The organism is Microbacterium sp. MYb72, from assembly GCF_002979415.1.
Lineage (GTDB): Bacteria > Actinomycetota > Actinomycetes > Actinomycetales > Microbacteriaceae > Microbacterium > Microbacterium natoriense.
In genome coordinates, this window is record NZ_PCOT01000038.1 from 1 (window position 1) to 21,648 (window position 21,648).

General features: G+C 70.7%; 20 protein-coding genes. 13 read left to right on the forward strand and 7 right to left on the reverse strand.

All coding sequences use genetic code 11. The features are described from left to right. Positions 1–273: 273 nt before the first annotated feature. Positions 274–2,250, forward strand: a complete 1,977-nt coding sequence (locus tag CQ047_RS16605; protein WP_219844643.1) for a primary-amine oxidase — start codon at positions 274–276, stop codon at positions 2,248–2,250. Positions 2,251–2,280: 30 nt separating this feature from the next. On the opposite strand, the gene murQ is transcribed toward CQ047_RS16605, so the two are convergent. After that, positions 2,281–3,213, reverse strand: a complete 933-nt coding sequence (gene murQ, locus CQ047_RS16610; protein ID WP_105676992.1) for an N-acetylmuramic acid 6-phosphate etherase — start codon at positions 3,211–3,213, stop codon at positions 2,281–2,283. Continuing rightward, the gene (locus CQ047_RS16615) at positions 3,203–4,102 is read right to left on the reverse strand and encodes an N-acetylglucosamine kinase (protein WP_105676993.1); all 900 of its coding nucleotides are present in this window, start codon (positions 4,100–4,102) and stop codon (positions 3,203–3,205) included. The genes murQ and CQ047_RS16615 overlap by 11 nt, the downstream gene beginning before the upstream one ends. Positions 4,103–4,181: 79 nt before the next feature. Here CQ047_RS16615 and CQ047_RS16620 point away from each other — a divergent pair, with 79 nt between their 5' ends. Both CQ047_RS16620 and CQ047_RS16625 read left to right on the forward strand, forming a co-directional pair. After that, on the forward strand, positions 4,182–5,042 hold the full coding sequence (locus tag CQ047_RS16620) for a MurR/RpiR family transcriptional regulator (RefSeq protein WP_105676995.1): 861 nt from the start codon (positions 4,182–4,184) through the stop codon (positions 5,040–5,042). 111 nt (positions 5,043–5,153) lie between these two features. Further along, on the forward strand, positions 5,154–6,554 hold the full coding sequence (locus CQ047_RS16625) for an MFS transporter (RefSeq protein ID WP_258132726.1): 1,401 nt from the start codon (positions 5,154–5,156) through the stop codon (positions 6,552–6,554). A 37-nt stretch (positions 6,555–6,591) separates the two neighbouring features. Here the strand turns inward: CQ047_RS16625 and CQ047_RS16630 are convergent, their stop codons facing one another. Continuing rightward, positions 6,592–7,710 (reverse strand): DUF998 domain-containing protein, encoded by a 1,119-nt coding sequence (locus CQ047_RS16630; RefSeq protein WP_258132727.1) that lies wholly within the window; start codon positions 7,708–7,710, stop codon positions 6,592–6,594. A gap of 114 nt (positions 7,711–7,824) precedes the next feature. Here CQ047_RS16630 and CQ047_RS16635 point away from each other — a divergent pair, with 114 nt between their 5' ends. From CQ047_RS16635 to CQ047_RS16665, 7 genes are all read left to right on the forward strand, one after another. Beyond that, the gene (locus CQ047_RS16635) at positions 7,825–8,781 is read left to right on the forward strand and encodes a helix-turn-helix domain-containing protein (RefSeq protein ID WP_105676999.1); all 957 of its coding nucleotides are present in this window, start codon (positions 7,825–7,827) and stop codon (positions 8,779–8,781) included. 284 nt (positions 8,782–9,065) lie between these two features. Next, entirely contained in the window at positions 9,066–9,854 is a 789-nt protein-coding gene (locus CQ047_RS16640; RefSeq protein ID WP_105677000.1) for a MoaF C-terminal domain-containing protein, read from the forward strand. Positions 9,855–9,869: 15 nt separating this feature from the next. Then, on the forward strand, positions 9,870–10,259 hold the full coding sequence (locus CQ047_RS16645; RefSeq protein WP_105677001.1) for a nuclear transport factor 2 family protein: 390 nt from the start codon (positions 9,870–9,872) through the stop codon (positions 10,257–10,259). Positions 10,260–10,303: 44 nt separating this feature from the next. Next, the gene (locus CQ047_RS16650) at positions 10,304–11,473 is read left to right on the forward strand and encodes an ABC transporter substrate-binding protein (protein WP_105677002.1); all 1,170 of its coding nucleotides are present in this window, start codon (positions 10,304–10,306) and stop codon (positions 11,471–11,473) included. A gap of 70 nt (positions 11,474–11,543) precedes the next feature. Beyond that, on the forward strand, positions 11,544–12,404 hold the full coding sequence (locus tag CQ047_RS16655) for a branched-chain amino acid ABC transporter permease (protein ID WP_105677004.1): 861 nt from the start codon (positions 11,544–11,546) through the stop codon (positions 12,402–12,404). Continuing rightward, positions 12,391–14,181, forward strand: a complete 1,791-nt coding sequence (locus CQ047_RS16660) for an ATP-binding cassette domain-containing protein (protein WP_105677005.1) — start codon at positions 12,391–12,393, stop codon at positions 14,179–14,181. Before CQ047_RS16655 ends, CQ047_RS16660 begins: the two co-directional genes overlap by 14 nt. Next, positions 14,178–14,870, forward strand: coding sequence for an ABC transporter ATP-binding protein (locus CQ047_RS16665; protein WP_105677006.1), 693 nt, complete (start codon positions 14,178–14,180; stop codon positions 14,868–14,870). The genes CQ047_RS16660 and CQ047_RS16665 overlap by 4 nt, the downstream gene beginning before the upstream one ends. 7 nt (positions 14,871–14,877) lie before the next feature. Here the strand turns inward: CQ047_RS16665 and CQ047_RS16670 are convergent, their stop codons facing one another. Next, the gene (locus CQ047_RS16670) at positions 14,878–15,105 is read right to left on the reverse strand and encodes a hypothetical protein (protein ID WP_146114379.1); all 228 of its coding nucleotides are present in this window, start codon (positions 15,103–15,105) and stop codon (positions 14,878–14,880) included. Positions 15,106–15,202: 97 nt separating this feature from the next. On the opposite strand from CQ047_RS16670, the gene CQ047_RS16675 reads away from it, so the two are divergent. Continuing rightward, positions 15,203–15,853 carry an HAD-IA family hydrolase gene (locus CQ047_RS16675; RefSeq protein WP_105677009.1) on the forward strand — a complete coding sequence of 217 codons (651 nt, stop codon included), beginning with the start codon at positions 15,203–15,205 and terminating at the stop codon, positions 15,851–15,853. 118 nt (positions 15,854–15,971) lie between these two features. Here CQ047_RS16675 and CQ047_RS16680 read toward each other — a convergent pair whose 3' ends face one another. From CQ047_RS16680 to CQ047_RS16690, 3 genes are all read right to left on the reverse strand, one after another. After that, positions 15,972–17,390, reverse strand: a complete 1,419-nt coding sequence (locus tag CQ047_RS16680) for an HNH endonuclease signature motif containing protein (RefSeq protein ID WP_105677010.1) — start codon at positions 17,388–17,390, stop codon at positions 15,972–15,974. Between the two features lie 118 nt (positions 17,391–17,508). Further along, positions 17,509–18,324, reverse strand: coding sequence for an SDR family NAD(P)-dependent oxidoreductase (locus tag CQ047_RS16685; protein ID WP_105677011.1), 816 nt, complete (start codon positions 18,322–18,324; stop codon positions 17,509–17,511). Positions 18,325–18,356: 32 nt separating this feature from the next. Continuing rightward, positions 18,357–19,091, reverse strand: coding sequence for an SDR family NAD(P)-dependent oxidoreductase (locus tag CQ047_RS16690; protein ID WP_105677029.1), 735 nt, complete (start codon positions 19,089–19,091; stop codon positions 18,357–18,359). A gap of 243 nt (positions 19,092–19,334) precedes the next feature. On the opposite strand from CQ047_RS16690, the gene CQ047_RS16695 reads away from it, so the two are divergent. Both CQ047_RS16695 and CQ047_RS16700 read left to right on the forward strand, forming a co-directional pair. Further along, positions 19,335–20,783, forward strand: a complete 1,449-nt coding sequence (locus CQ047_RS16695) for an APC family permease (protein WP_105677013.1) — start codon at positions 19,335–19,337, stop codon at positions 20,781–20,783. 25 nt (positions 20,784–20,808) lie between these two features. After that, complete coding sequence (locus CQ047_RS16700; RefSeq protein ID WP_105677014.1) at positions 20,809–21,648, forward strand: molybdenum cofactor biosynthesis F family protein; 840 nt, start codon at positions 20,809–20,811, stop codon at positions 21,646–21,648.

The following is a 21,648-nucleotide window of genomic DNA, read 5'->3' on the forward strand; positions in this document are numbered from 1 at the left end:
ATCGCGACCACCAGGAACGCCGTCGTCGCGATCAGGGTGGCCGTGATGCCCCCGAGGTACACCCGCAGCGGTCCCCACGCCGCACCCGCACTCACACCCGCATGGACACCCGGTCCGGAGGGTGAGGGGCCACACGCCATCGGATCCTCCGCCCGCGATGCGGCGATACGCGACCCCTCACGCGCTCGAAAGGCTTGTGCGCAGGCCCTGAGCCGTCGTACCATCGTCGAAACCCGTTTATTGAGCAATCGCTCGAAATAGTGAGGTACGCCGATGTCCCACCAGCCCGTCACCATCGACAAGATCGCCGCGCCGCATCCCCTCGACCCGCTCACGGGCGCCGAGATCGCCGCCGCCAGGGCGGTGCTCGAGTCCGCAGGCCTCATGAGCGACACCGTCCGCGTGCCGATGCTCCTCCCCGACGAGCCGACCAAGGCCGAGCTCGCCGCGTGGACGCCGGGCGCCCCCATCGACCGTCGCGTCGATGCCACCCTGCTCGACACCGCCACGGGCGTCGCGACCGAGGTCGTCGTCTCGATCACGCGCGGCGAGGTCGTGAGCGCCGAGCGCGTGCCGAACGACGCGCCGCCCTACGGCCAGCCGCAGTACCTGTTCGAGGAGTACGAGCGCGCGGAGGCGATCGCCAAGGCCTCACCCGAGTGGCAGGCCGCGATGCGGCGGCGAGGCCTCGAAGACCACATGGCGCTCGCGTTCTGCGGTCCGCTCGCCCCCGGATACACGGGGCGCGCCGACGAGGTGGGTCGCCGCGTCATCCGCTCCCTCACCTTCCTGAAGTACGACGAGGACGACTCGCCGTGGGCGCACCCCGTCGAGGGGCTGATCGTGCACATCGACCTGACGGCGAACAGCGTGATCCGCGTCGAGGACGTGGGCGATGTGCCGGTGCCCGCCGGCCACGGCAACTACTACCCCGAGGTGCAGGGCGAGGCCCGCACGACCCTCAAGCCCATCGAGATCACGCAGCCCGAGGGCCCGAGCTTCTCCGTGTCGGGCTCCCTGGTCGAGTGGGAGAACTGGTCCATGCGCGTGAGCTTCAACGCCCGCGAGGGTCTCGTGCTGCACGACGTGAGCTTCGACGGTCGCTCCGTGCTCAGCCGTGCGAGCGTGCCCGAGATGGTCGTCCCCTACGGCGACACCGCGCCCGGCCGCTTCTGGATCAGTTACTTCGACGCCGGCGAGTACCTCCTCGGCAAGAACGCCAACCACCTGGAGCTCGGATGCGACTGCCTCGGCGTCATCCGCTACCTCGACGGGTACGTCGCCGACGACCACGGGCACCCCGTGCGCATCCCCAACGTCGTCTGCATGCACGAGGAGGACTACGGCATCCTCTGGAAGCACACCGATCTGGCCGGTCGCGCCGACGTGCGCCGCTCGCGCCGCTTCGTGGTGTCGTACTTCTCCACGATCGGCAACTACGACTACGGCTTCTACTGGCACTTCTACCTCGACGGCTCGATCGAGGTCACGGCCAAGGCCACTGGCATCGTCTTCGTCGGCGCGGGAGAACCGGGCGTGCGGCAGAGGCACGCGACCGAGCTCGCCCCCGGCGTCTTCGCACCGGTGCACCAGCACCTGTTCAGCGCGCGTCTCGACGTGGCGATCGACGGCGAGGACAACCGCCTCGTGGAGGTCGACGCGCAGCGCGTGCCCATGGGACCGGAGAACCCGTTCGGCAACGCCTTCAGCTGGTCGGAGACCCCGCTCGTCACCGAGAAGCAGGCGCAGCGCGAGGCCGACACCTCGGTCGCCCGGGTGTGGGAGATCCAGAGCGCCTCGCGCACGAACGCCGTGGGCCGCCCAACCGCGTACCACCTGATCCCCGAGCCGACCGCGCTGCTGATGGCCGACCCCGCATCCTCCGTGGCGGCCCGCGCGGCCTTCGCGACCAAGCATCTGTGGGCGACGAAGCACGAACCAGGCCAGATCTGGCCTGCCGGACGCTACCCGAACGCCCACCAGGGCGGTGCAGGCCTCCCCGAGTACACCGCAGACGACCGGTCGATCGACGGCGAGGACATCGTGCTGTGGCACACCTTCGGCCTCACGCACTTCCCGCGCCCGGAGGACTGGCCCGTCATGCCCGTCGACTACGCCGGCTTCTGGTTCAAGCCCTACGGATTCCTCGACCAGAACCCCGCGATGGACGTGCCGGAGTCGTCCCAGGCGCACGGAACGGCAGACGCAGGATGCTGCGGCGGAGGCGCCGCCTGCACCTGCGGCCACTGAGCTGACGCGCGCCTCGAGACGAGGCGCGCGTCAGCTCAGTGCGGCGATCGCCTCGCGCAGGATGCCGTCGGCGCTCTCCAGGGCGGATGCCGCGGCATCCGCCTGAGCGCCCGTCGCCAGCATGAGGAGTGCGAGCTTGACCGAACCCGAAGCGGCGGACAGCGCGACGGCGGCCTCCTCGGCCTCGACGCCGGCGAGCTGCATCACGGTGCGGATGGAGCGCGCGCGGAGCTTCTCGTTCGTGGCGAGGAGGTCGACCATGACTCCGCTGTAGGTCTTGCCGAGCTTGATCATCGACAGGGTCGTGAGCATGTTCACGACGAGCTTCTGCGCGGTCCCCGACTTCAGACGCGTCGAGCCGGAGATGAACTCGGGGCCGGTGACGACCTCGATCGCGATGTCGGCCTCCGCACCGATCGCGGAGTGCGCGTTCGAGGCGATCGCGACCGTCAGCGCGCCGATGCCGCGGGCGAAGCGCAGTCCTCCGACCACGTACGGGGTGCGACCGGAAGCCGAGATCCCGACGACCGTGTCGTCTGCGGTCAGGGCCAGTTCGCGCAGCGACAGCTCGGCGGCATCCTGATCGTCCTCGGCGTTCTCGACGGCGGAGCGGATCGCCGTCTCGCCTCCCGCGATCAGTCCGACGACCATCGACGGGTCGGTGCCGAAAGTCGGCGGGCACTCGCTCGCGTCGAGCACGCCGACGCGACCGGCGGTTCCCGCGCCGATGTAGATCAGACGCCCGCCGCGGCGGAACCGCGCGGTGATGCCGTCGACGGCTGCGGCGATCTCCTCGGCGCGATCGGCGACAGCCTCGGGGACCCTGCGGTCCTCCGCGCTCATCGCGCGCACGAGTTCGACGGAGCCGAGCAGGTCGAGGTCGCCGCGCTCGGTCGTCGAGGCCTCGGTGTCGAGGCGCGAGAGCTCGTCGAGGAGCTCGGTCAGACGGTCGTCATTCGGCACGGTGCGCGAACCTTTCGTGGGGGAGGTCGGTGCGGAGCGCGAGCATCAGCGCTCCGTCGATGGCGTCGCCCGCGGAGGCGACGACGGTGCGGTCGGCGGAGTCGAGGGACGAGGTGAGCCGGGCGCGGAACCATCCGTGGTCGGTGAGGCCGCCGTGCAGGGCCACGTTCGCCGTGCGGGAGGCGGCCACGGTCGTGGCGGTGAGCAGCCTGACCGCCTCGTCGGCGATCGCGCGGGCGACGTCGTCACCGCGCTCGGCGGAGTCCAGGACGAGCGGCGCCAGCTGTGCGAGCCGTCTGGCCAGGGGCTCATCGCGGCCGATCCACGACGGGATGGCCGACGCGGGGCCCACCACGGCCTCGACGGCGGCGGTCAGCACGGTCGCAGGACCCAGGCCCGAGGACGCGCGCACCACCGCGCGCAGAGCCTCCCGTCCCAACCAGGAGCCGCTGCCGAAATCGCCGAGCTCAGGACCCCAGCCGTCGACGAGGCGCACGTCGTCGGCATCCGCTCCGAGTGCGGCGGCGCCCGTTCCCGCGATGAGCAGGGTGCCCTCGGCTCCGTCCAGAGCGCCCGCATGCGCGGTCACCACGTCGGAGGCGACGACGACCGGCGCCCCCGTCTGCCGCGCCAGTCGTCGAGCCAGGGCGGATGCCGTCTGCGGAGCCGCCCAGGCCCCCGCTGCCCCCACTCCTAGGGGTCCGATCGGACCCTCGAATCGCGCGAGCAGCGATACGATCGCATCGAAGGCGGCGTCCGCTCCGTGCGGGGCGGCCAGGCCCGGAGCGCCGACACCGTCGTGACGCACTCGCTCCCGATCGACGACGCGCACGACCCGGCACCGGGTCTTGCCGAGGTCGACGGCGAACGCGGGGGCGGGCGAAGTCATGAAAATAGTCTACGCATAGTCGCGAGGGCGTGAAACAATTGTTCAACGCGGAGAGGTCCGCCACGACCGAGAGGGCGGCATGAGCATCCAGACCACGATAGCCACGGCCACCGAGACGCTGCCACCCTCCCTTGCGCGCATCGCCCGCGCCGTGAGCGACAATCCGTCGATCGTCGTCGACCTCACGATCAACGAGCTCGCCGCCGCGTGCGGCACCTCGGTCGCATCGGTCGTGCGCTTCTGCCGCGCCATCGGCGTCAGCGGCTACGCGGCGCTCCGCGTGTCGCTCGCGACGGAGCTCGGCAGAGAGTCCGCCCAGTTCAGCATGCCCACGGGCTTCGGCTCGGAGATCTCCGCCGGCGACACTCTGCGCGAGGCGACCGCGAAGATCGCCGCCCTCGAGCTGCTGGCGATCGAGGAGACCGTCGGCAACCTGGACTACGACGTGCTCGCCTCCGCGGTCGACGCGATCGACGACGCCGACAGGATCCTCCTCTTCGGCATCGGCGCCAGCCGCCTCGCCGCCGACGATCTGGGCCACAAGCTGCTGCGGATCGGCCGATCGGCGATCGTGCTCTCGGACTCGCACGAGGCGAGCGCCGCCGCCGCGCTCAGCGCCACCAAGTCGGTCGCGATCGGCTTCTCGAACTCGGGCACCACGCTGGAGACCGTGCGCTTCCTGCAGACCGCCCGCGACAACGGCACCGCCACGATCGGCATCACCGGCGCCCCCGACTCCCCCCTCGCCCGCGGGGCGGATCACACCCTCTTCACGCACGCCAGGGAGTCGCGCTTCCGCGCCGGCGCCATGGTCAGCCGCATCGCGCAGCTCGCCCTCGTCGACGCGGTGTTCGTCGGCGTCGCGCAGCGGCGACACGCGCACTCCGTGCACGCCCTGCAGCGCACGGCCGACGCCACCCGCGAGCTGCGCGCCGAGTGATCCACCCCTCGGGCGACGCTTTCGCATGCCGTCGGGAATACCCCAGGGGGGTATTTCCTTGTGTCCTTTCAGAGGATGCCGGCCGTCGGCGTCCCGATCGAGAGGAACCCCGTGTCCACGACACAGCACGCCGGAGCCGCCACGCTCCCGAGAGCCCCCCGCCGTGGACTGGGACTGGCGCTCATCGCCGCCGCCCAGTTCGTCGTCATCATGGACACGTCGATCATCGGCGTCGCGCTCAGCGACATCGCCCGCGACGTCGGATTCGCGCAGGAGGCCCTGTCGTGGGTCTTCAACGCCTATGTGATCGCCTTCGGCGGACTGCTGCTGCTCGGCGGGAGGCTCTCCGACCTCTTCGGGGTGCGACGCATGTTCACCATCGGGTGGGCGGTGCTGCTCGCGGGCTCCCTCGCCGCCGGCCTCGCCGGAGACGCCGGTGTCGAGATCGCCGCCCGCGCCGTGCAGGGCGCCGGGGCCGCGCTGATCGCGCCCGCCGCGCTGACGCTGCTCATGACGCTGTTCGGCGGGACGCCACAGCTCCCCCGCGCATTCGCCGTCTACGGCGCGGCCGCCCCGATCGGCGGCACGGCCGGCGTCTTCCTCGGCGGACTGCTCACCGAGTACCTCGGCTGGCCCTGGGTCTTCTACATCACCGTGCCGATCGCGATCGCGATCCTCGCTCTCACACCGATCGCGTTCCCTCGCGGCGCGCGAGCGACCGGTCGCGTCGACCTCCTCGGCGCGATCGCGGGCACGGCGGGCCTCGCCCTGGTCGTGTACGGCGTCGTGCGGGCGCCGGAGATCGGGTGGATGAGCATCGAGGCCACCGGATCGCTGGGCGCTGGCATCCTGCTCCTCGGGCTGTTCGTCGCACGGCAGGCCCGTGCCGCCGAGCCGCTGCTGCGCCTCGGGATGATGCGCCTGCCCCAGCTGGCCGGCGCCAACATCGCCCAGCTCCTGCTGGGCGCCTCCTGGATCCCGATGTGGTTCTTCCTGAACCTGTACCTGCAGAACGTGCTCGGCGCATCGGCGTTCGCCGCGGGCGCGGCGCTCGTGCCGATGACGGTGCTGATCGTGATCGGCATGACCCTCGTCGCGCCTCGTCTGTCGGCGCGGCTGAGCACCCGGACCATGGTGGCATCCGGCTTCGTCCTGCTGGGCGTCGGCGTCGGCTGGCTGGCGCTCGCTCCCGCCGACGGCGTGTACGCGGCGCACGTGCTGCCCGCGTCCCTGGTCGCCGCATCCGGCATGGCGCTCGCTTTCGTTCCGTCGCTGAGCACGGCGATCGCGAGCGCACCGCCGGAAGAGGCGGGGGTCGCGTCCGGCCTCGTCAACACGAGCTACCAGATCGGCTCCGCGGTCGGGCTCGCCGTGCTCACCGCGGTGAGCGCCGGCGCGAGCGTCGACGGCGGAGATGCCGCCGGCTACAGCGCGGCGTTCGTCGGCGCGGCCGTGATCGCCGCGGTCGGGCTCCTCGCCGCCGTCCTCGGCCTCCGCGCACGCCGCGGCTGAGTCAGCGCGACGACGAACCGGGCGGCCCCGGCCTCGGTCACCCCTCTGCGGTGATCGGGACCGGGTCGCCCGCCGTGCTGCCGACGACGGAACCCGCGGTCCGCAGGAACACGATGATCCAGCTGAAGATCAGGACGGCGGCGATCAGCTCGACGGCCGTGAGGTTGTAGTAGCCGACGGCGAAGAACGCCCCGAGCACGGCGATCACGAGCACGTACGCCCACCCGAACAGCACGAAGACGCGGGGGATCGTCCGCAGGAACCAGGGCAGGCCCACCACGACCACGGCGAAGACGACGGCCATGCCGGTCGCGACGGTGTTGTGCAGCAGGAAGAACTCGTCGACGGGGAAGATCCCGACGCAGGCCAGGAAGACGCCCATGAGGATCAGCCCGCCGCGCACCAGGAAGCGCCCCCGCCGATCCTTCTCGTCGTCGACCGGCAGCCCGGCCGTCGCGTAGCGGGAGATCGTGGTGATCATGACGCCGGCGATGATCAGCGTCGCGTTGAACGCGATCGACGCACTGTTGGTGCTCATGCCCAGGGCGGACAGGTTGTCGCGCCACCAGTTCTCGTCGCTCGAGGCGAGCATCGCGGCGAACGCCCCGACCACCAGGAACACCGCGAGCACCAGCGAGAGCACCATCGGGGTGAGGGCCACCGCGCTGAGGAAGCTCACGTAGGCGGTGAGCGCGAATGCGACGCTGACGAGGATCGCGCCGGGGAAGGCGAACACGGGCGCGCCGATGAAGCTGAGCTCGAGCAGCTTCGCGATGCCGAGCCAGCCCAGATACGCGATCGCCGCGTGCGCGAAGGCGATCGCCGCGAGGTCGTACCAGCGCAGCCGGTCCCCCGGCACGCTGAAGCCGTCGCGCACGGCATCCTCCGCGATCTCGACCGGACGCACGGCGACCCGTCCGAGGACGAACGCGAGCACGGCGGTGAGAGCCCCGCCGTACGCGGCGAAGCCGCCGATCGAGCCGGACCCGCTGATCGCGAGCTCGTGCCCGAAGAACACCGGGAAGGCGATGACGAACCCCAGCACGAGGAACAGCGTCCCGACGATCAGCGCCGTCGCCTCGAACACGGAATCGGATGTGTCCGGCCCCCGCAGCTGTCGCAGCACCCGCATGGCCTGCTCGCCGATCCTCTTCATGCTCCGCCCTCCGCTCCACATCCTAGAAGCCGCGCGGGGCGGGCGCAGTCGGTGATAACATCACGGAACGGATCGTATACAACGTCGTCGTTCCACCACCCGAGGTGATCTTTCATGAACGGTGCACCCACGGCTTCCGCCGAATCGGTGTCGACTCTCGTCGCGCGCAACATCAGCGAGTTCCGCGCCGCGGTGTCGGAGTCCTTCGTCCCCCTGCAGGTCTCCAGCAGCGGAGCAGACCACTTCCGCGGCATGATCCGCGCGGCCTCCGTCGACGAGGTGCACGTGACGGACCTGCGCGCGACGTCGCACGTCGTCGAGCGCACCCCCGAGCTCATCGCCCGCGGAGATCGCTCCTACTTCAAGCTGAGCCTGATGCTCGCCGGCACCGGCCTGCTCATCCAGGACGACCGGGAGGCCGTGCTGCGCCCCGGCGACCTCGCCGTGTACGACACCGACCGCCCGTACTCCCTCGTGTTCGACGAGGACTTCCGCACCATGGTCGTGATGTTCCCGAAGCATCTGATCAGCCTGCCGCCGGAGATGATCGGACAGCTGACGGCCGTGCGCATCTCCGGGCAGGAGGGGCTCGGCGGCATGGTCGTGCCCTACCTGACCCAGCTCGCCGGCAATCTCGACCAGCTCGCGGGGACCACCGGCGCCCGCCTCGCGCACAGCGCTCTCGACCTCGTGTCCACCGTCTTCACCCGCGAGCTCGGTCTCGACGAGGTCTCCGCCGATCCGCACCGCGCGCTCGTGCAGCGCATCCGCTCCTACATCGACCGCAACCTCGCCTCGACCGACCTCGGGCCCGCCTCGATCGCATCGGCGCACTACATCTCGACCAGGCACCTGCACGGGCTCTTCCAGGAGCAGGGCGTCACGGTGTCGACCTGGATCCGCACGCGACGCCTCGAGCAGTGCCGCAGGGATCTGCTCGACCCCATGCTCGCCGACCGTCCGGTCGCGGCGATCGCCGCGCGCTGGGGGTTCGTCGACGCCGCGCACTTCAGCCGTGCGTTCAAGACGGCCTTCGGCATCTCGCCCAGCGAGTACCGCGCCGCGCACTGACGGCTCGCCGACGGCCGCAGTGCGGCGACCGGCATCCTCTCGCCGCCCAGCGCGCGCCCGTCGCCGTCGTCGTGGCGCGCCGCTGCTCGCCTCGTCGAACGGGTGAGAGCCGTCGCCCCGCATCCTGCACTTGCCCCGGAGGGCACGCCGGTTGACTCTCGGCGCGCGATGGTCGCGCGCGCCTTGAGCGGATGAGGCGCCCGGATCGAGCATGAGGCAAGCGCACCGCGAAGCTGCGGTGCCCGGAGCGAGGATGCTCCGCCGTGTGCGACGTCAGGACCTCCATGACCGACATCTCCACCGACCCGGCGCTCGACGAGTGGCGCACCTACGACGAGTTCGCTGCGGGCATCGACACCTTCCGCCTGCCGAACGTGTCCCTCGCGGGAACCGCGGTGGCGCTCACCCTCGACGACGGCTCGGCCTTCTCGCTCGTGTTCGATTCCGTGGCCGTGACGTGGACCGGGTTCGACGCCGCGGGGACCGACCCGTACGACGCGGTCGCGGTGCGCGACGACGTCGTGTTCGTCAACATCCCGCTGGAGAGCCGCGAGCGCGAGGCGATCACCGTCGTCTACTCGACCTCGACCCGCAGGGCGACGGTCGTCCGCTCCCGCATCGCCGCCGAGGCTCTCCCGGGCGAGCCGCAGGTCGGCCAGGAGTTCTGGGCCGCGACCGTCGACGGCGGCGAGCCGACGGGCGAGACTCCCGGTCCGAGCCGCGACCTCATCGGCAAGCGCAACGTCTACCGGTACAGCCCGCACCACCTGTACGAGCACGTCTACGTCTCCAGCCAGCGCTACGCCTGGCAGTGCCTGGAGGGCGTGCAGCGCGGCCACGGAGACATGGACCTCTCGACCGTCTGGAAGTTCGCCGACGGACTGTACCTGTTCTGCTTCCGCGAGTTCCGCATCGCCGTCGCCAGCGTCTGGCTGCACGATCTCGGATACCAGCTCATGACCACCGGCATCTTCCTCGGCCTCAACGGAGACGGGGATGCCGAGCACTCCCGCGGCGGCGGCCACATCTATCCCCTCGGCTCCGTCGCCTATCCCGACGCCCAGCCCGTCTGATCGAGGAGCGCGCACATGAGCAACGCAGACATCATCCGCGAGCACTACGCCGCGAGCGACCGAGGCGACCTCGACGGGATGCTCGCCCCCCTCGCCGACGACGTGCAGTGGACCGAGGCGGCGGGGTTCCCCTACGCGGGCACCTACATCGGCCCCGACGCGGTCGCCGCCGGCGTCTTCCAGCGGATCCAGGAGGAGTGGGACGACTACACGGTCGCGATCGACGAGGTCGTCGACGGCGGCGACGTGGTCGTCGGCATCGGCACCTACTCCGGCACCTTCACGCTGACCGGGCGCTTCTTCGCCGCCAGGGTCGCCCACGTGTGGCGGCTGACCGACGGCAGGGTCACCGCCTTCGAGCAGTTCACCGACACCGAACTGGTCAATCGCGCCCTGCGCGGCTGACCCGTCGGCACAGCAACACCCGAAATCGAGAGGCAAGGAAGCACATGAACAAGCGAGTAGCAGGCACTGCGGCCCTTATCGCCGTGGCAGCCCTCATCCTGTCCGGCTGCGCCGACGACGGCGGATCGGGCGGAGGCGGGGGCGGTTCGATCGTCGTCGGCTCCGTCAACACGATCAGCGGACCGGCGACCTTCCCCGAGGCCTCGCAGGCGGCGGCCGCCGTCTTCGACGCCTTCAACGAGGCCGGGGGCCTGAACGGCCAGAAGATCGACTACAAGGCGCTCGACGACAAGGGCGACCCCGCCACGGCCACCGCCTCGGCCCGCGAGCTCGTCGGCAGCGACGGCGCCGTCGCGCTGGTCGGCTCGGCGAGCCTCATCGAGTGCGAGATCAACGCCAAGTACTACGAGCAGGAGAGCATCCTCTCCATCCCCGGCATCGGCGTCGACACGGGATGCTTCGACAGCAAGAACATCTCCCCCGCCAACGTCGGCCCGTTCAACGACATGACCCTGACGCTGCAGTACGGCTCCGAGGTCCTGGGGCTCGACGACATCTGCGTCCTGCTCGAGATCGCCGGTTCCACGCGCCCGACCTACCAGGCCGCGATCGACAAGTGGACCGAGATCACCGGCAAGAAGCCGAAGTACGTCGACGACACCGTGCCGTACGGAGCATCCGACTACACGCCCTACATCGTCAAGGCGCGCGAGCAGGGCTGCAAGGCCCTCGCGATCAACCCGGTCGAGCCCGACGCGATCGGCCAGGTCAAGGCCGCGAACGCGCAGGGCTGGGATGACGTGACCTGGCTCTACCTGACGAGCGTCTACAGCGAGAACTTCGCGAAGGCGGTCGACAACGCCGGCGCCGGCATCTACGTGCCCGCCGAGTTCTACCCGTTCACGGACGACAACGACATCAACAAGGACTGGCGAGCGCTGATGGAGAAGAACGACATCCCGCTCACGTCGTTCAGCCAGGGCGGCTACCTCGCGGCGACGTACTTCATCGAGGTGCTGAAGTCGATCAAGGGCGACATCACGCGGGAGAGCGTCAGCACGGCGCTGCAGGACATGAAGGCGATCGACAACCCGATGGTGGGCACGCCCTACGCGTTCGGCACGCAGAACACCGCCGGTTGGCCGATCATCCTGAAGTCCGACACCAACGCCTGGGAGAAGGTCGCCGACGACTGGCTGCGCATCGGCGAATAGTCGTACCGCCCGCCGCCGCGGCACTCGCGGCGGCGGGCGCACCTCCCCCTCAGATCAGAAAGGACGCCTCATGCTGCAAGGCGCCATAGCCGGTCTCGCCGCCGGCGGACTCTACGCCGTCCTCGGCGTGTGCCTGACGCTGATGAGCCGCCTCGTGCGGGTCGTCAACTTCGCCCAGGCCGCGACCGGGATGTTCGGCGCGTTCACGGCCGTGTGGTTCGTGAGCAGCCTCGGGCTGCCGATCTGGCTCGGCTCCGTGCTCGGCATCCTCGTCGCGGGGCTCCTCGCCGCGGCGATCGGCTGGATCGCCGCGACCTGGCTCTCCGAGGCCTCGACGACGACCCGCTCGGCGATGACCGTCGGTCCGCTGCTCCTGTTGATCTCGCTGTCGTTCATCCTGTTCGGCAACAAGCCGCAGCCCTTCACGCCGATCATCGCGGGACCCGCCTTCTCCTTCGGGGGCGTCGTCGTCAGCCAGGTCACCGTCGCCACCGTGCTGATGGCCATCGTCACCGCCGTGGTCGTGCGGATCATCCTCCGCCGCACCAGGGTCGGCACGCAGCTGCGGGCTCTGTCCGAGCGGCCGACCACGGCCGAGCTGCTCGGCATCCGCTCGCGTCCGCTGTCGATCTCGGTGTGGTTCGTGACCGGGGTGATCAGCGCGATCGCGATCATCATCGTCGCTCCGACCCAGTCCAGCGACGCCACCGGGCTGTCGATGCTCATCGTCCCCGCGGCCGCCGCGGCGCTCCTCGGCGGCTTCCGGCGGCTCGACCTCGCCGTCGTCGGCGGCATCGTGCTCGGCGTGCTCGGCGGTCTCGTCGCGCAGATCGACGAGGTCGCGCTGGTGCGCAACTTCCTCCCGTTCCTGTTCATCGTGGTCCTGCTCCTGTGGACCCAGCGCAAGGAGGTGTGGGATGCCGCTCGCTGACCGCTCGCCCCTGTCCGACAACCGCGTGGTCAAGGCCGTCTGGCCGTTCGCGATCGCCGCCGTCGCCGTGGGAGTGGGCGCGATCCTCAGCGCCGCCCTTCCCGGCTACTTCGTGTTCCTCGCGATCAGCGCCGTCGTCGCCGCCATCGCGATCCTCGGCCTCGGCATCGTCACCGGCTCCGCCGGGATGATCGCCCTGTGCCAGCTGACCTTCGCCGCCGTGGGCGCGTGGATCGTCTCGCTGCTGAACGTGATGCAGGCCCCCGGAGGCTTCATCGTCTGGCTCGTGCTCGGCGGCGTCGCCGCAGGGCTCGTCGGCGTCCTCGTGGGGCTTCCCGCTCTGCGCCTGCGCGGCGTCAACCTCGCCGTCGTCACCCTCGGGTTCGCGGCAGCCGCCGACGTCACGCTCGTGCAGATCCAGTTCCCCGGCTCGGTGGACGGCACGTCGATCGAGCGGCCCGCGCTGTTCTCCAACGACCGGCAGTTCTTCTTCCTGTCGATCGTGGTTCTCGCAGTCTGCGCGCTCGGGGTGTTCTTCCTGCAGCGCGGACGCTGGGGATCGTCGTGGAAGGCCGTCGCATTCTCCGAGCGCGGAACCGCCGCGGCCGGGCAGAGCGTGCAGGTCGCCAAGCTCACCGCCTTCGCCGTCTCCGCCGCCCTCGGCGGCATCGCGGGTGGTCTGCTCGCCGGACAGGTGCAGCTGCCGTTCGCATCGAGCTTCACACCCCTGCAGTCGCTGGCCCTGTACGTCCTGGCGATCATGTCGGGCGCGCACCTCATCGACATGGCCATCCTCGGCGGCATCCTCTGGGTGCTCGTGCCCGAGCTGCTCAAGCGCTGGGGCATCGACCAGAACTGGGGCTTCGTCGTCTTCGGCGTGCTCGGGGTGCAGGCGCTCACCGGCGGGACGAACCTCGGTCAGACCGTGCGCGACGTGTTCTGGCGCCGCGCCGACCGCAGGACCGCGAGCGCGGCGCTGACGGCGCTGCCCCCGGATGCTCCCGCCGACGCCGCAGCCATCACGACGACCACCACCGCGACGGTGGACGAGGCCGCGCTCGACGGCGCCCCCGTGCTCACCGTGGAGGGGCTCACCGTGCAGTTCGGCGCCCTGAAGGCGCTCGACGACGTGTCGTTCCAGGTGCCCGCCGCATCGATCATGGGGCTCATCGGGCCGAACGGCGCGGGCAAGTCGACGTTCGTCGATGCGATCAGCGGGTTCCTGCCGAAGCACGGCGGGCGCGTGCTGCTGGGCGACCGCGACCTCGCCGGCCTCTCCCCCACCCGGCGGGCCCGGCTGGGACTGCGGCGCACGTTCCAGCAGGACCGCGTGCCGCCCGCGCTCACCGTGGGCGCCTACGTGCGGTTCGTCGCGCGGCGGCGGCTCGCGGCATCCGACATCGACGAGGTCCTCGAGTTCTTCGGGTGCCCGCCCGCCCGTGCCCGCCTGTCGAGCGTCGACGTCGGCACCCGGCGGCTGGTGGAGGTCGCGGCGAACGTGATCTCGCGCCCTCGGCTGCTGATCCTCGACGAGCCGGCCGCGGGGCTGTCTCACGAGGAGCACCTGGCTCTCGCCGCCCGCCTGCGGGAGCTGCCGTCGCGCTACGGCGTGGCGCTGATCATCATCGAGCACGACCTCGACCTCGTGCGCTCGGTGTGCCCGATGCTCACGGTGCTCGACTTCGGCAAGGTGCTGGCGAGCGGCCCCCAGGCCGAGGTGCTGGCGAACCGCGACGTCGTCAAGGCGTACATGGGAGAGACGGAGCTGCTGTCATGAGCGAACTCGTCCTGGACGGTGTGACCGTCAGCCGCGGCGCCGGGCCGGTGATCTCCGACGTGTCGCTCACCGTGCGCGGCGGAGAGGTGCTGGCGCTCGTGGGGCCGAACGGCGCGGGCAAGACGAGCCTGATCGAGTCGGTGTCAGGCGTGACCCCGCACTCCGCCGGGTCGCTGACGCTCGACGGCGACCCGATCGACAAGCTGTCGCGGGTCGCCAGGGCGCGGCGCGGGATCGTGCACATCGAGCAGGGACGCGCCGTGTTCCCCTCACTCACCGTGCGGGAGAACATCTCGCTCACCGCGAGGACCCCGGCGGAGCTGGATGCCGCGCTCGAGCAGTTCCCCGAGCTGGAGAAGCGCATCGACTCCCCCACGGCCCTGCTGTCCGGCGGCGAGCAGCAGATGGTCGTGCTCGCGCGCGCGTTCGCCGCGAAACCGCGCATCCTGCTCATCGACGAGATGTCGCTGGGGCTCGCGCCCGTCGTGTTCATGCGGCTCATGCCGATCGTGAAGTCGATCGCCGAGTCCGGGGTCGGCGTGCTGCTCGTGGAGCAGTTCACGCAGCTCGCACTCGGGCTGGCTCGTGAGGCCGTGGTCGTCGCGGGCGGTCAGGTCTCGTTCCAGGGGACGTCTGAGCAGCTCAAGGGCGACCCCGAACTGCTGCATCGCGCCTACCTCGGCGGCTGACCGGGCGTCATTCGGGGGCGTCCTGAGGGGCGCTCCCGAAGACGCCTCCGGCGAGGAGGGCGACCCCGCCGGCCAGGATCAGCAGAGCGGCGCCGTGCGTGATCCACCCCAGCACGGTGTCCATGGCGACGAGCGCGTGGATCGCCTCGAGGTTGCGCACCGCGAACCATGCGAGCGCGAGCCCGACGAGCAGCGCTCCCCCGACGATCAGCATCCCCCTGCGCGTTCTCCGCATCCTGCCCCCTCGGTCTTTCCCCTCGGTCTTTCCCGTCGACGCTACCCGACCCGTCCGCGACCAGGAAGGACGGATGCGGCGGCGCTAGCCTGGGAGCATGACCGAGATCGTCCACGTCCGCGCCGTCCTCCTCGACATGGACGGGACCCTCGTCGACTCGACCGCGGTGGTCGAGCGGCTCTGGCTCGCCTGGGCTGCGCCCCACGGCATCGACCCCGCCACGGTGCTCAGCGTCGTGCACGGCCGTCAGGGGCACCAGAGCATGGCGATCATGCTCCCCGAGCGCGACCACGAGATCAACCTCCAGGAGAACCGGGAGATGCTCGCCAACGAGGCGAGCGACGTCGACGGCGTCGTGGCGATCGAGGGAGCCGACGTGCTCCTCGCCGACCTCCTCCCGTTCCCGCACGCGATCGTGACGTCGGCCGACGTGCGACTGATGAACGCCCGCATGGGCGAGGCGGGGCTCACCGTGCCCGCGCTCACCGTCACGGCGGAGAACGTGTCGAGGTCGAAGCCCGACCCCGAAGGCTTCCTGCTCGGCGCGGAACTCCTCGGCATCGATCCAGCCGACTGCGTCGTCTTCGAGGACTCGGGGGCAGGTATCCAGGCCGCCCACGCCGCGGGCATGCGCGTGATCGGCGTCGGCGCCCACGCGACCTCCCACTCCCCCGAATATCACGTCGCCGACCTCACCCAGGTGGCCGTGGTCGCCGTCGACGGCGGGTTCGAGCTGCACGTCGGCTGAGGTCAGGCGTCGCGCGAGGTCTGCGTCGGGACGCCGGCGTGTCGGGCCCGGGAGTTCGGCTCCCGCCCTGCACCCGGCGTCGCCGAACAGACGGCGTCGCCGAGCAGACGCCGCCTGCTCAGGCGACCGCGATGAGAGCGCGTCTCGGTCGGCGCGGCTCACGCCACTCGCGTCTCGGATCCCACCATCCGGGACCCCTGATCTGCGGGACCCCCTCCGACATCCGGATCTCCCATCCGGAGCGATCCAGGGTCCGGTGATGATGCCAGCACAGGGGAACCCCGTTGTCGGTGTGGGTCGGGCCGCCGCGCGCGTGCTCGGTGACGTGGTGGATCTCGCACCACGACGCGGGGACGTGGCATCCGGGGATCAGGCACTCGCCGTCGCGGAGCACGATCGCGCGGCGCTGAGTCGCCGTGAAGACGCGGTCGACCGTACTGATCCCGACGATGCGGCCCTCGTCGAAGAGCACGCGCTGCACGGCCCCTGAGCACGCGGTGTGGACCGCCACGGATGCCGGAACAGGCGCCTCGACACCGGGCAAGGTCGCCCATCCGCCACTGCCGCGTTCAGAGATCTGCGCAGCGTCGACGTGCACCACGAGGGTGGGGGCCGCGCCGCCGAGCGACGGCATGTCGTCGTGTCGAGCCGCGATGCCCAGTGCGGCGGCCAGCGCATCGTGCTGCTTCTGCGCCCGCGTGCGCGAGTCGGTGTCGCCCCGCTGCTCCGCGTCAGGACTCTCATCTCCCGTCAGCTCCTCGGAGGGTCGGAACATCACGCCGAGATCGGCGGGTCCTTCGACCTTCGGATTGAGCTGGGCGTCGAAGATCAGCTGCAGCTGCGCATACACCTCGGGCAGGAGGGCGCCGCGGATCGGATAGGCGCCGTCGCGCAGCCGCCCGATGACCACGGAGCGCCGCTGTGACGCGCGCACCTCGATCGGCGTCGAGCCGTCGGGGTCGAGGTACAGCGCGATCAGCTGCGAGTACTGCCGCAGGTCGTCGGGCGTGGCGGGCGGAACCGCAGTCGTACGGCCGTCGTCTTCCCTGACGATGCCCCGCGCCTGATCTGCCAGCTCGGCGTCGGCGCGCAGGCGGTCGGCTGCGCCGATGCGATCCCCCGCCTGCTCCATCGGGCCGGTCGCCGCGAGGAGTCCGGCGACGCCCACCTCCCCGTCGAGCATCGCCTCACGCAGCGCAGGCCACCGCGCAGGCAGGCGCTCCCCGGTGAGCAGGCTCAGCTCTCGACGCAGGGCGGATGCCGCCTTCACCATGCGCGCCGCAGTCGCGGCATCGACGCGGAGCACCCGCTGCAGGAGCTCGTTCAGCGACCGGCATCCGAACGCATCCGGCAGCTCTCGGGCATCGGCATCTGCGGCCGTCTCGACGACGATCGCCTCGAGCCGCCGCAGTGCCTCGCCGGCGCCTCTGAGCACCTCCATCCGCTCGGTCGCGGACAGCCCCGCGAGCATGTCAGCGCCCAGCATCAGATCGAGGTCGGTGACGACCCGATCGAGGATGCCGGCGGTGCTGCTCATGACTCCATCCAACCGAGGGCCACCGACATTCGAGGCCGGTTTTCCGCTGTTCAGGGCAATATTCCGGAACAGAGCCGTCAGACACCTCGCTCAACGATCCCTGTCCCCGCCGCGCTCCCTACATCCCGGCGTGGTCGAAGGCGATCGTCGGCACGTCCACCACGTGCGAGCCGCCGTCGGCGACGATGACGGCGCCCGTGATGTACGACGACTCGCCCGATCCGAGGAAGCGCACGACCGAGGCGATCTCGGCCGGACGCGCGGGGCGCCGCAGCGGCACGTCAGCGGTCACCGTGGCGTAGGCCTCCTCGCGCGATCCGAGGCCGGCGTGCGTGGCGAACTCGTCCATCTCGTCGTCGGCCATCGGCGTCTGCACCCACCCGGGGCACACCGCGTTCACACGAACTCCGTGCTTGCCGTAGTCGCGCGCGAGCGTGCGGGTGAGGCCGATGAGCGCGTGCTTGCCGACCGTGTACCCGGCCACCGACGGCCCCGCGAAGAGGCCGGCGAGAGACGACACGATCACGATCTGCCCCTTCGACTCCAGCAGCGCGGGCAGCGCCTCGCGCGCCATGACGAACGCGGTCGTGAGGTTGGCGCGGATGGCGGCATCCCACCCCGCGTCATCCGTGTCGCCGACCGGTGAGAAGCCGTGGCCTCCGGCGTTCGCGACCAGCACGTCGATGCGGCCGAACGTCGCCAGCACCTCGGCCACTGCGGCCTTGGCGGACTCCGTGTCCGCGGCATCCGCGATGATCGCGTGCGCGCCGACCGCCTTCTCCACCGCCTGCAGCGGCTCGGCCCTGCGTCCGACGACGACGACGTGGGCCCCCTCGGCCGCGTACCGCTCGGCGATGGCCGCTCCGATGCCCGTGCCGCCTCCGGTGATGACGACGACGCGTCCGGAGACCGTCGATCCGACTACGAGTCCCATGTGCTGCTCCTGTCTGTCTGGCGCGTGCGCGCTCAAGCGGGGAATCCCGACCGGGCGGTGTACCCGAAGTCGCTGAGAAGGGTGGTGCCGTTGACCGCGCGGCTGCGGGGCGACAGCAGGTACGAGACGTGCGCGGCCACCTCGTCGGCCGTCTGCACGGGGAACGCCGCCTCGTCGAGAGCCGTGTCGCCCAGGTCGCCGCGGCTCATGGGGGTGTCGACGACCGAGGGGGCGACGGTGTTCACGCGGATGCCGGTGTCGGCGAGGTCGACCGACAGCGCCCTGCCGAACTGCACCAGCGCGGCCTTCGACGCGCAGTACGGCGCCATGCCGGGAGAGGCAACGAAGGCGGAGTCGCTGGAGATCAGGACGACGGATGCCGTGGCCGATGCGCGCAGCAGGGGCAGCGCCGCGCGGAGCACGAGGAAAGGCCCTGTGACGTTGACGGAGAGCACGGCGTTCCACTCCGCGAGGGAGACGTCCTCGATGCCGGCGCCCACGGGGCCGGAGATCCCCGCGCAGCACACGACCGCGTCCAGCCTGTCGACCCGGGCGAGAGCCGAGGCGACCTGCGCCTCGTCCGTCACGTCCGCCACGAGGAGCAGAGCGCCGGGGCATCCGCTGGCCGTCCTGGCGAGGGCCGCCCCGTCGCGATCGAGGAGCACGACGCGCACGCCCTCGGCGGCGAGCGCGAGCGCGACGGCCCTGCCGATGCCGCTCCCCGCCCCGGTGACGAGGGCGGTCGTACCGCTCAGCTGCAGGTCCATGTCGCCTCTCCTGACCCCGCCGGCGCATCTGTCGACGCGGAGGACGGCGGCGTCCTGACAGTCATCCTGCTCTGCGGCGTCCTCGACGTCGAAGCACCCCGACGCGGCTGTGCACGCTGACACCATCGTCTTTCACTCAGGGTCAAGCGCGGGCGACGAGGGCGGAGCAGACTCGCTCTATCGACGATCCCCCTCGTCGTCGATGCCGTGCGCGCACGGCCGTCACCGAGCAAAGGAGCCGCCGTGGCAGATCCGATCGCACCATCCGCAGAGCACACCTCCCTCCGCCCAGGAGCCCTGGGCGTCGCCGGCATCGTCTTCCTCGTGCTCGCCGCCGTCGCACCTCTCACGGGCATCGTCGTCGTCGCCTCGCTCGCCATCGCGCTGGGCAACGGCGGCGGCACGCCCATGTCGTTCTTCATCGTCGCGGCGATCCTGCTGCTGTTCGCGGTGGGCTACGCGCAGATGTCGAAGCAGCTCGTCAACGCCGGCGGCTTCTACGCCTTCGTGGTGAAGGGCCTCGGCCGCACCGGCGGACTGATCGCCGGGCTGATCGCGACGCTCGGCTACAACTTCTTCGTCGTGGGCACGATCGGCACCAGCGGCTTCTTCATGCAGACGATCATCCGCGACCTCACCGGCCTCGACGTGCACTGGCTGGTCTGGGGACTCGCCTCGATCGTGGTGTGCTTCGTGCTCGCCAGGGTCGGCGTCGACTTCAGCTCCAAGATCCTCGGCGTGTGCCTGGTGCTGGAGACGCTGATGCTCGTCGTGTTCGACGTCTCCGTGCTCGTGCAGACCGGCTACGACGTCGCGGCGTTCAGCCCGGAGTGGGTGCTCTCGGGCTCTCTGCCGATCGGCCTGCTGCTCGCCGCCACCGGGTTCCTCGGGTTCGAGGCCACGGCGCTGTTCAGCGAGGAGGCGAAGCAGCCGCTGCGGACGATCCCGCGCGCGACGTACACGGCGATCATCGCGATCGGCATCATCCTCGGCGTGACCACCTGGGCCGTCGTCAGCGCCACCGGCGTCGCGCAGGCGCAGGCCACCGCGGTGGAGCACCTGCCCACCGGCGACCTCATCTTCACGCTGTCGCAGCAGTACCTCGGCGGCCCGCTCACCACGGTCATGATGATCCTGCTGCTCGTGAGCCTCTTCGCCGCGATGCTCGCCTTCCACAACTCCGCCACGCGCTACCTCTACTCGCTGGGCCGCGCGCGCATCCTGCCGCAGGCGCTCTCCCGCACCCGCGCCAACGGCGCCCCGCAGCTCGCCGGCATCGTGCAGGCGTCGTTCGCCGCGATCGTCGCCGTGATCTTCGCGATCGCCGGAGCCGACCCGATCGTCACGCTCGTGCCCGCGATGCTCGGCTTCGGCACGCTCAGCGTGCTGATCCTGCAGGGTCTCGCGGCGATCTCGATCGTCGTGTACTTCCGCCGCAAGGGCGACCCGCGGTGGTGGAGCACGTTCATCGCGCCGGGCATCGGCTTCCTCGGCATCGCGGCGATCTCGATCCTCGCGATCGTGAACTTCGACATCGTCGCCGGCTCCCAGGAGCTCGCGATCCGCCTGATGCCGCTGCTGCTCGTGCTCGCCGTGATCGGCGGCATCGTCTACGGCGCGTATCTGAAGAAGTCCCGACCGGCCGTGTACGACGGTCTCGCCACCGACCTCGAGCGCGTCAGCGCCCGCTGACCCGCCCCATCCGACAGGAGAAGAAATGACGACCCTGAACCCCGCAGACACCTCGACCTGGCTGCCCCTCGAGGGCCTCGCCCCCGGCTTCGACGCGAACAAGGCCCCGCACACGACCGCCCTCAGCGGCCGCGAGATCACCGTCGTCGACGGGCGCGGCACCCGCATCGTGCACCGCTTCGCCGACACCACGGTCACCTGGGACTACCAGCCAGGAGCCGATGACAGCACCGCCGCGGCATCCGACACCGACGACTACGAGGCCGTCGAGGTCGACGAGGACCTGTTCTACGTGCAGTTCCACCACGACTACCTGCCGAATGAGGCCGTCTCCCTCGTGCTCGATCTTCGGCACGGGCGTGCGCTCGCGGTGATCTCGCTCATCCTCCCCGCGCCCGAGAAGGGGAAGACGCGCGTGCAGCACGTCTTCGCCCCGAGCATCATCGAGGGCGCGGAGGTCACCGGAGCAGAGGCCGCTCCCACCACGTCCCTCATCGGCCGCCGCGTCGAGTGGGTCTACAGCACCGAGCACGCCTATGAGCACGTGTACCTGTCTGAGCGCTGGTACTCGTGGCAGTGCCTCGCCGGCCCCGAGCGCGGCCTCGCCGACACCGACGAGAACACCGTGTGGGAGGTGCGCCCCGGCATCTACATCTTCGCGTGGCGCGAGAAGGTCATCCCCTGCGCATCCGTGACGATCGCCGACCACCGCGACGTGAACGCCATCCGCTCGCACGGCGTGCTGTTCGGGCTCGACGAGACGGGCGAGATCCCCACGCACTTCACGTTCGGCGCGCACGGCCGCCTCATCTCGACCACGCACCACAGCGCCGGCCTGGAGCCCGCGGAGTTCGGAAGGATCTGA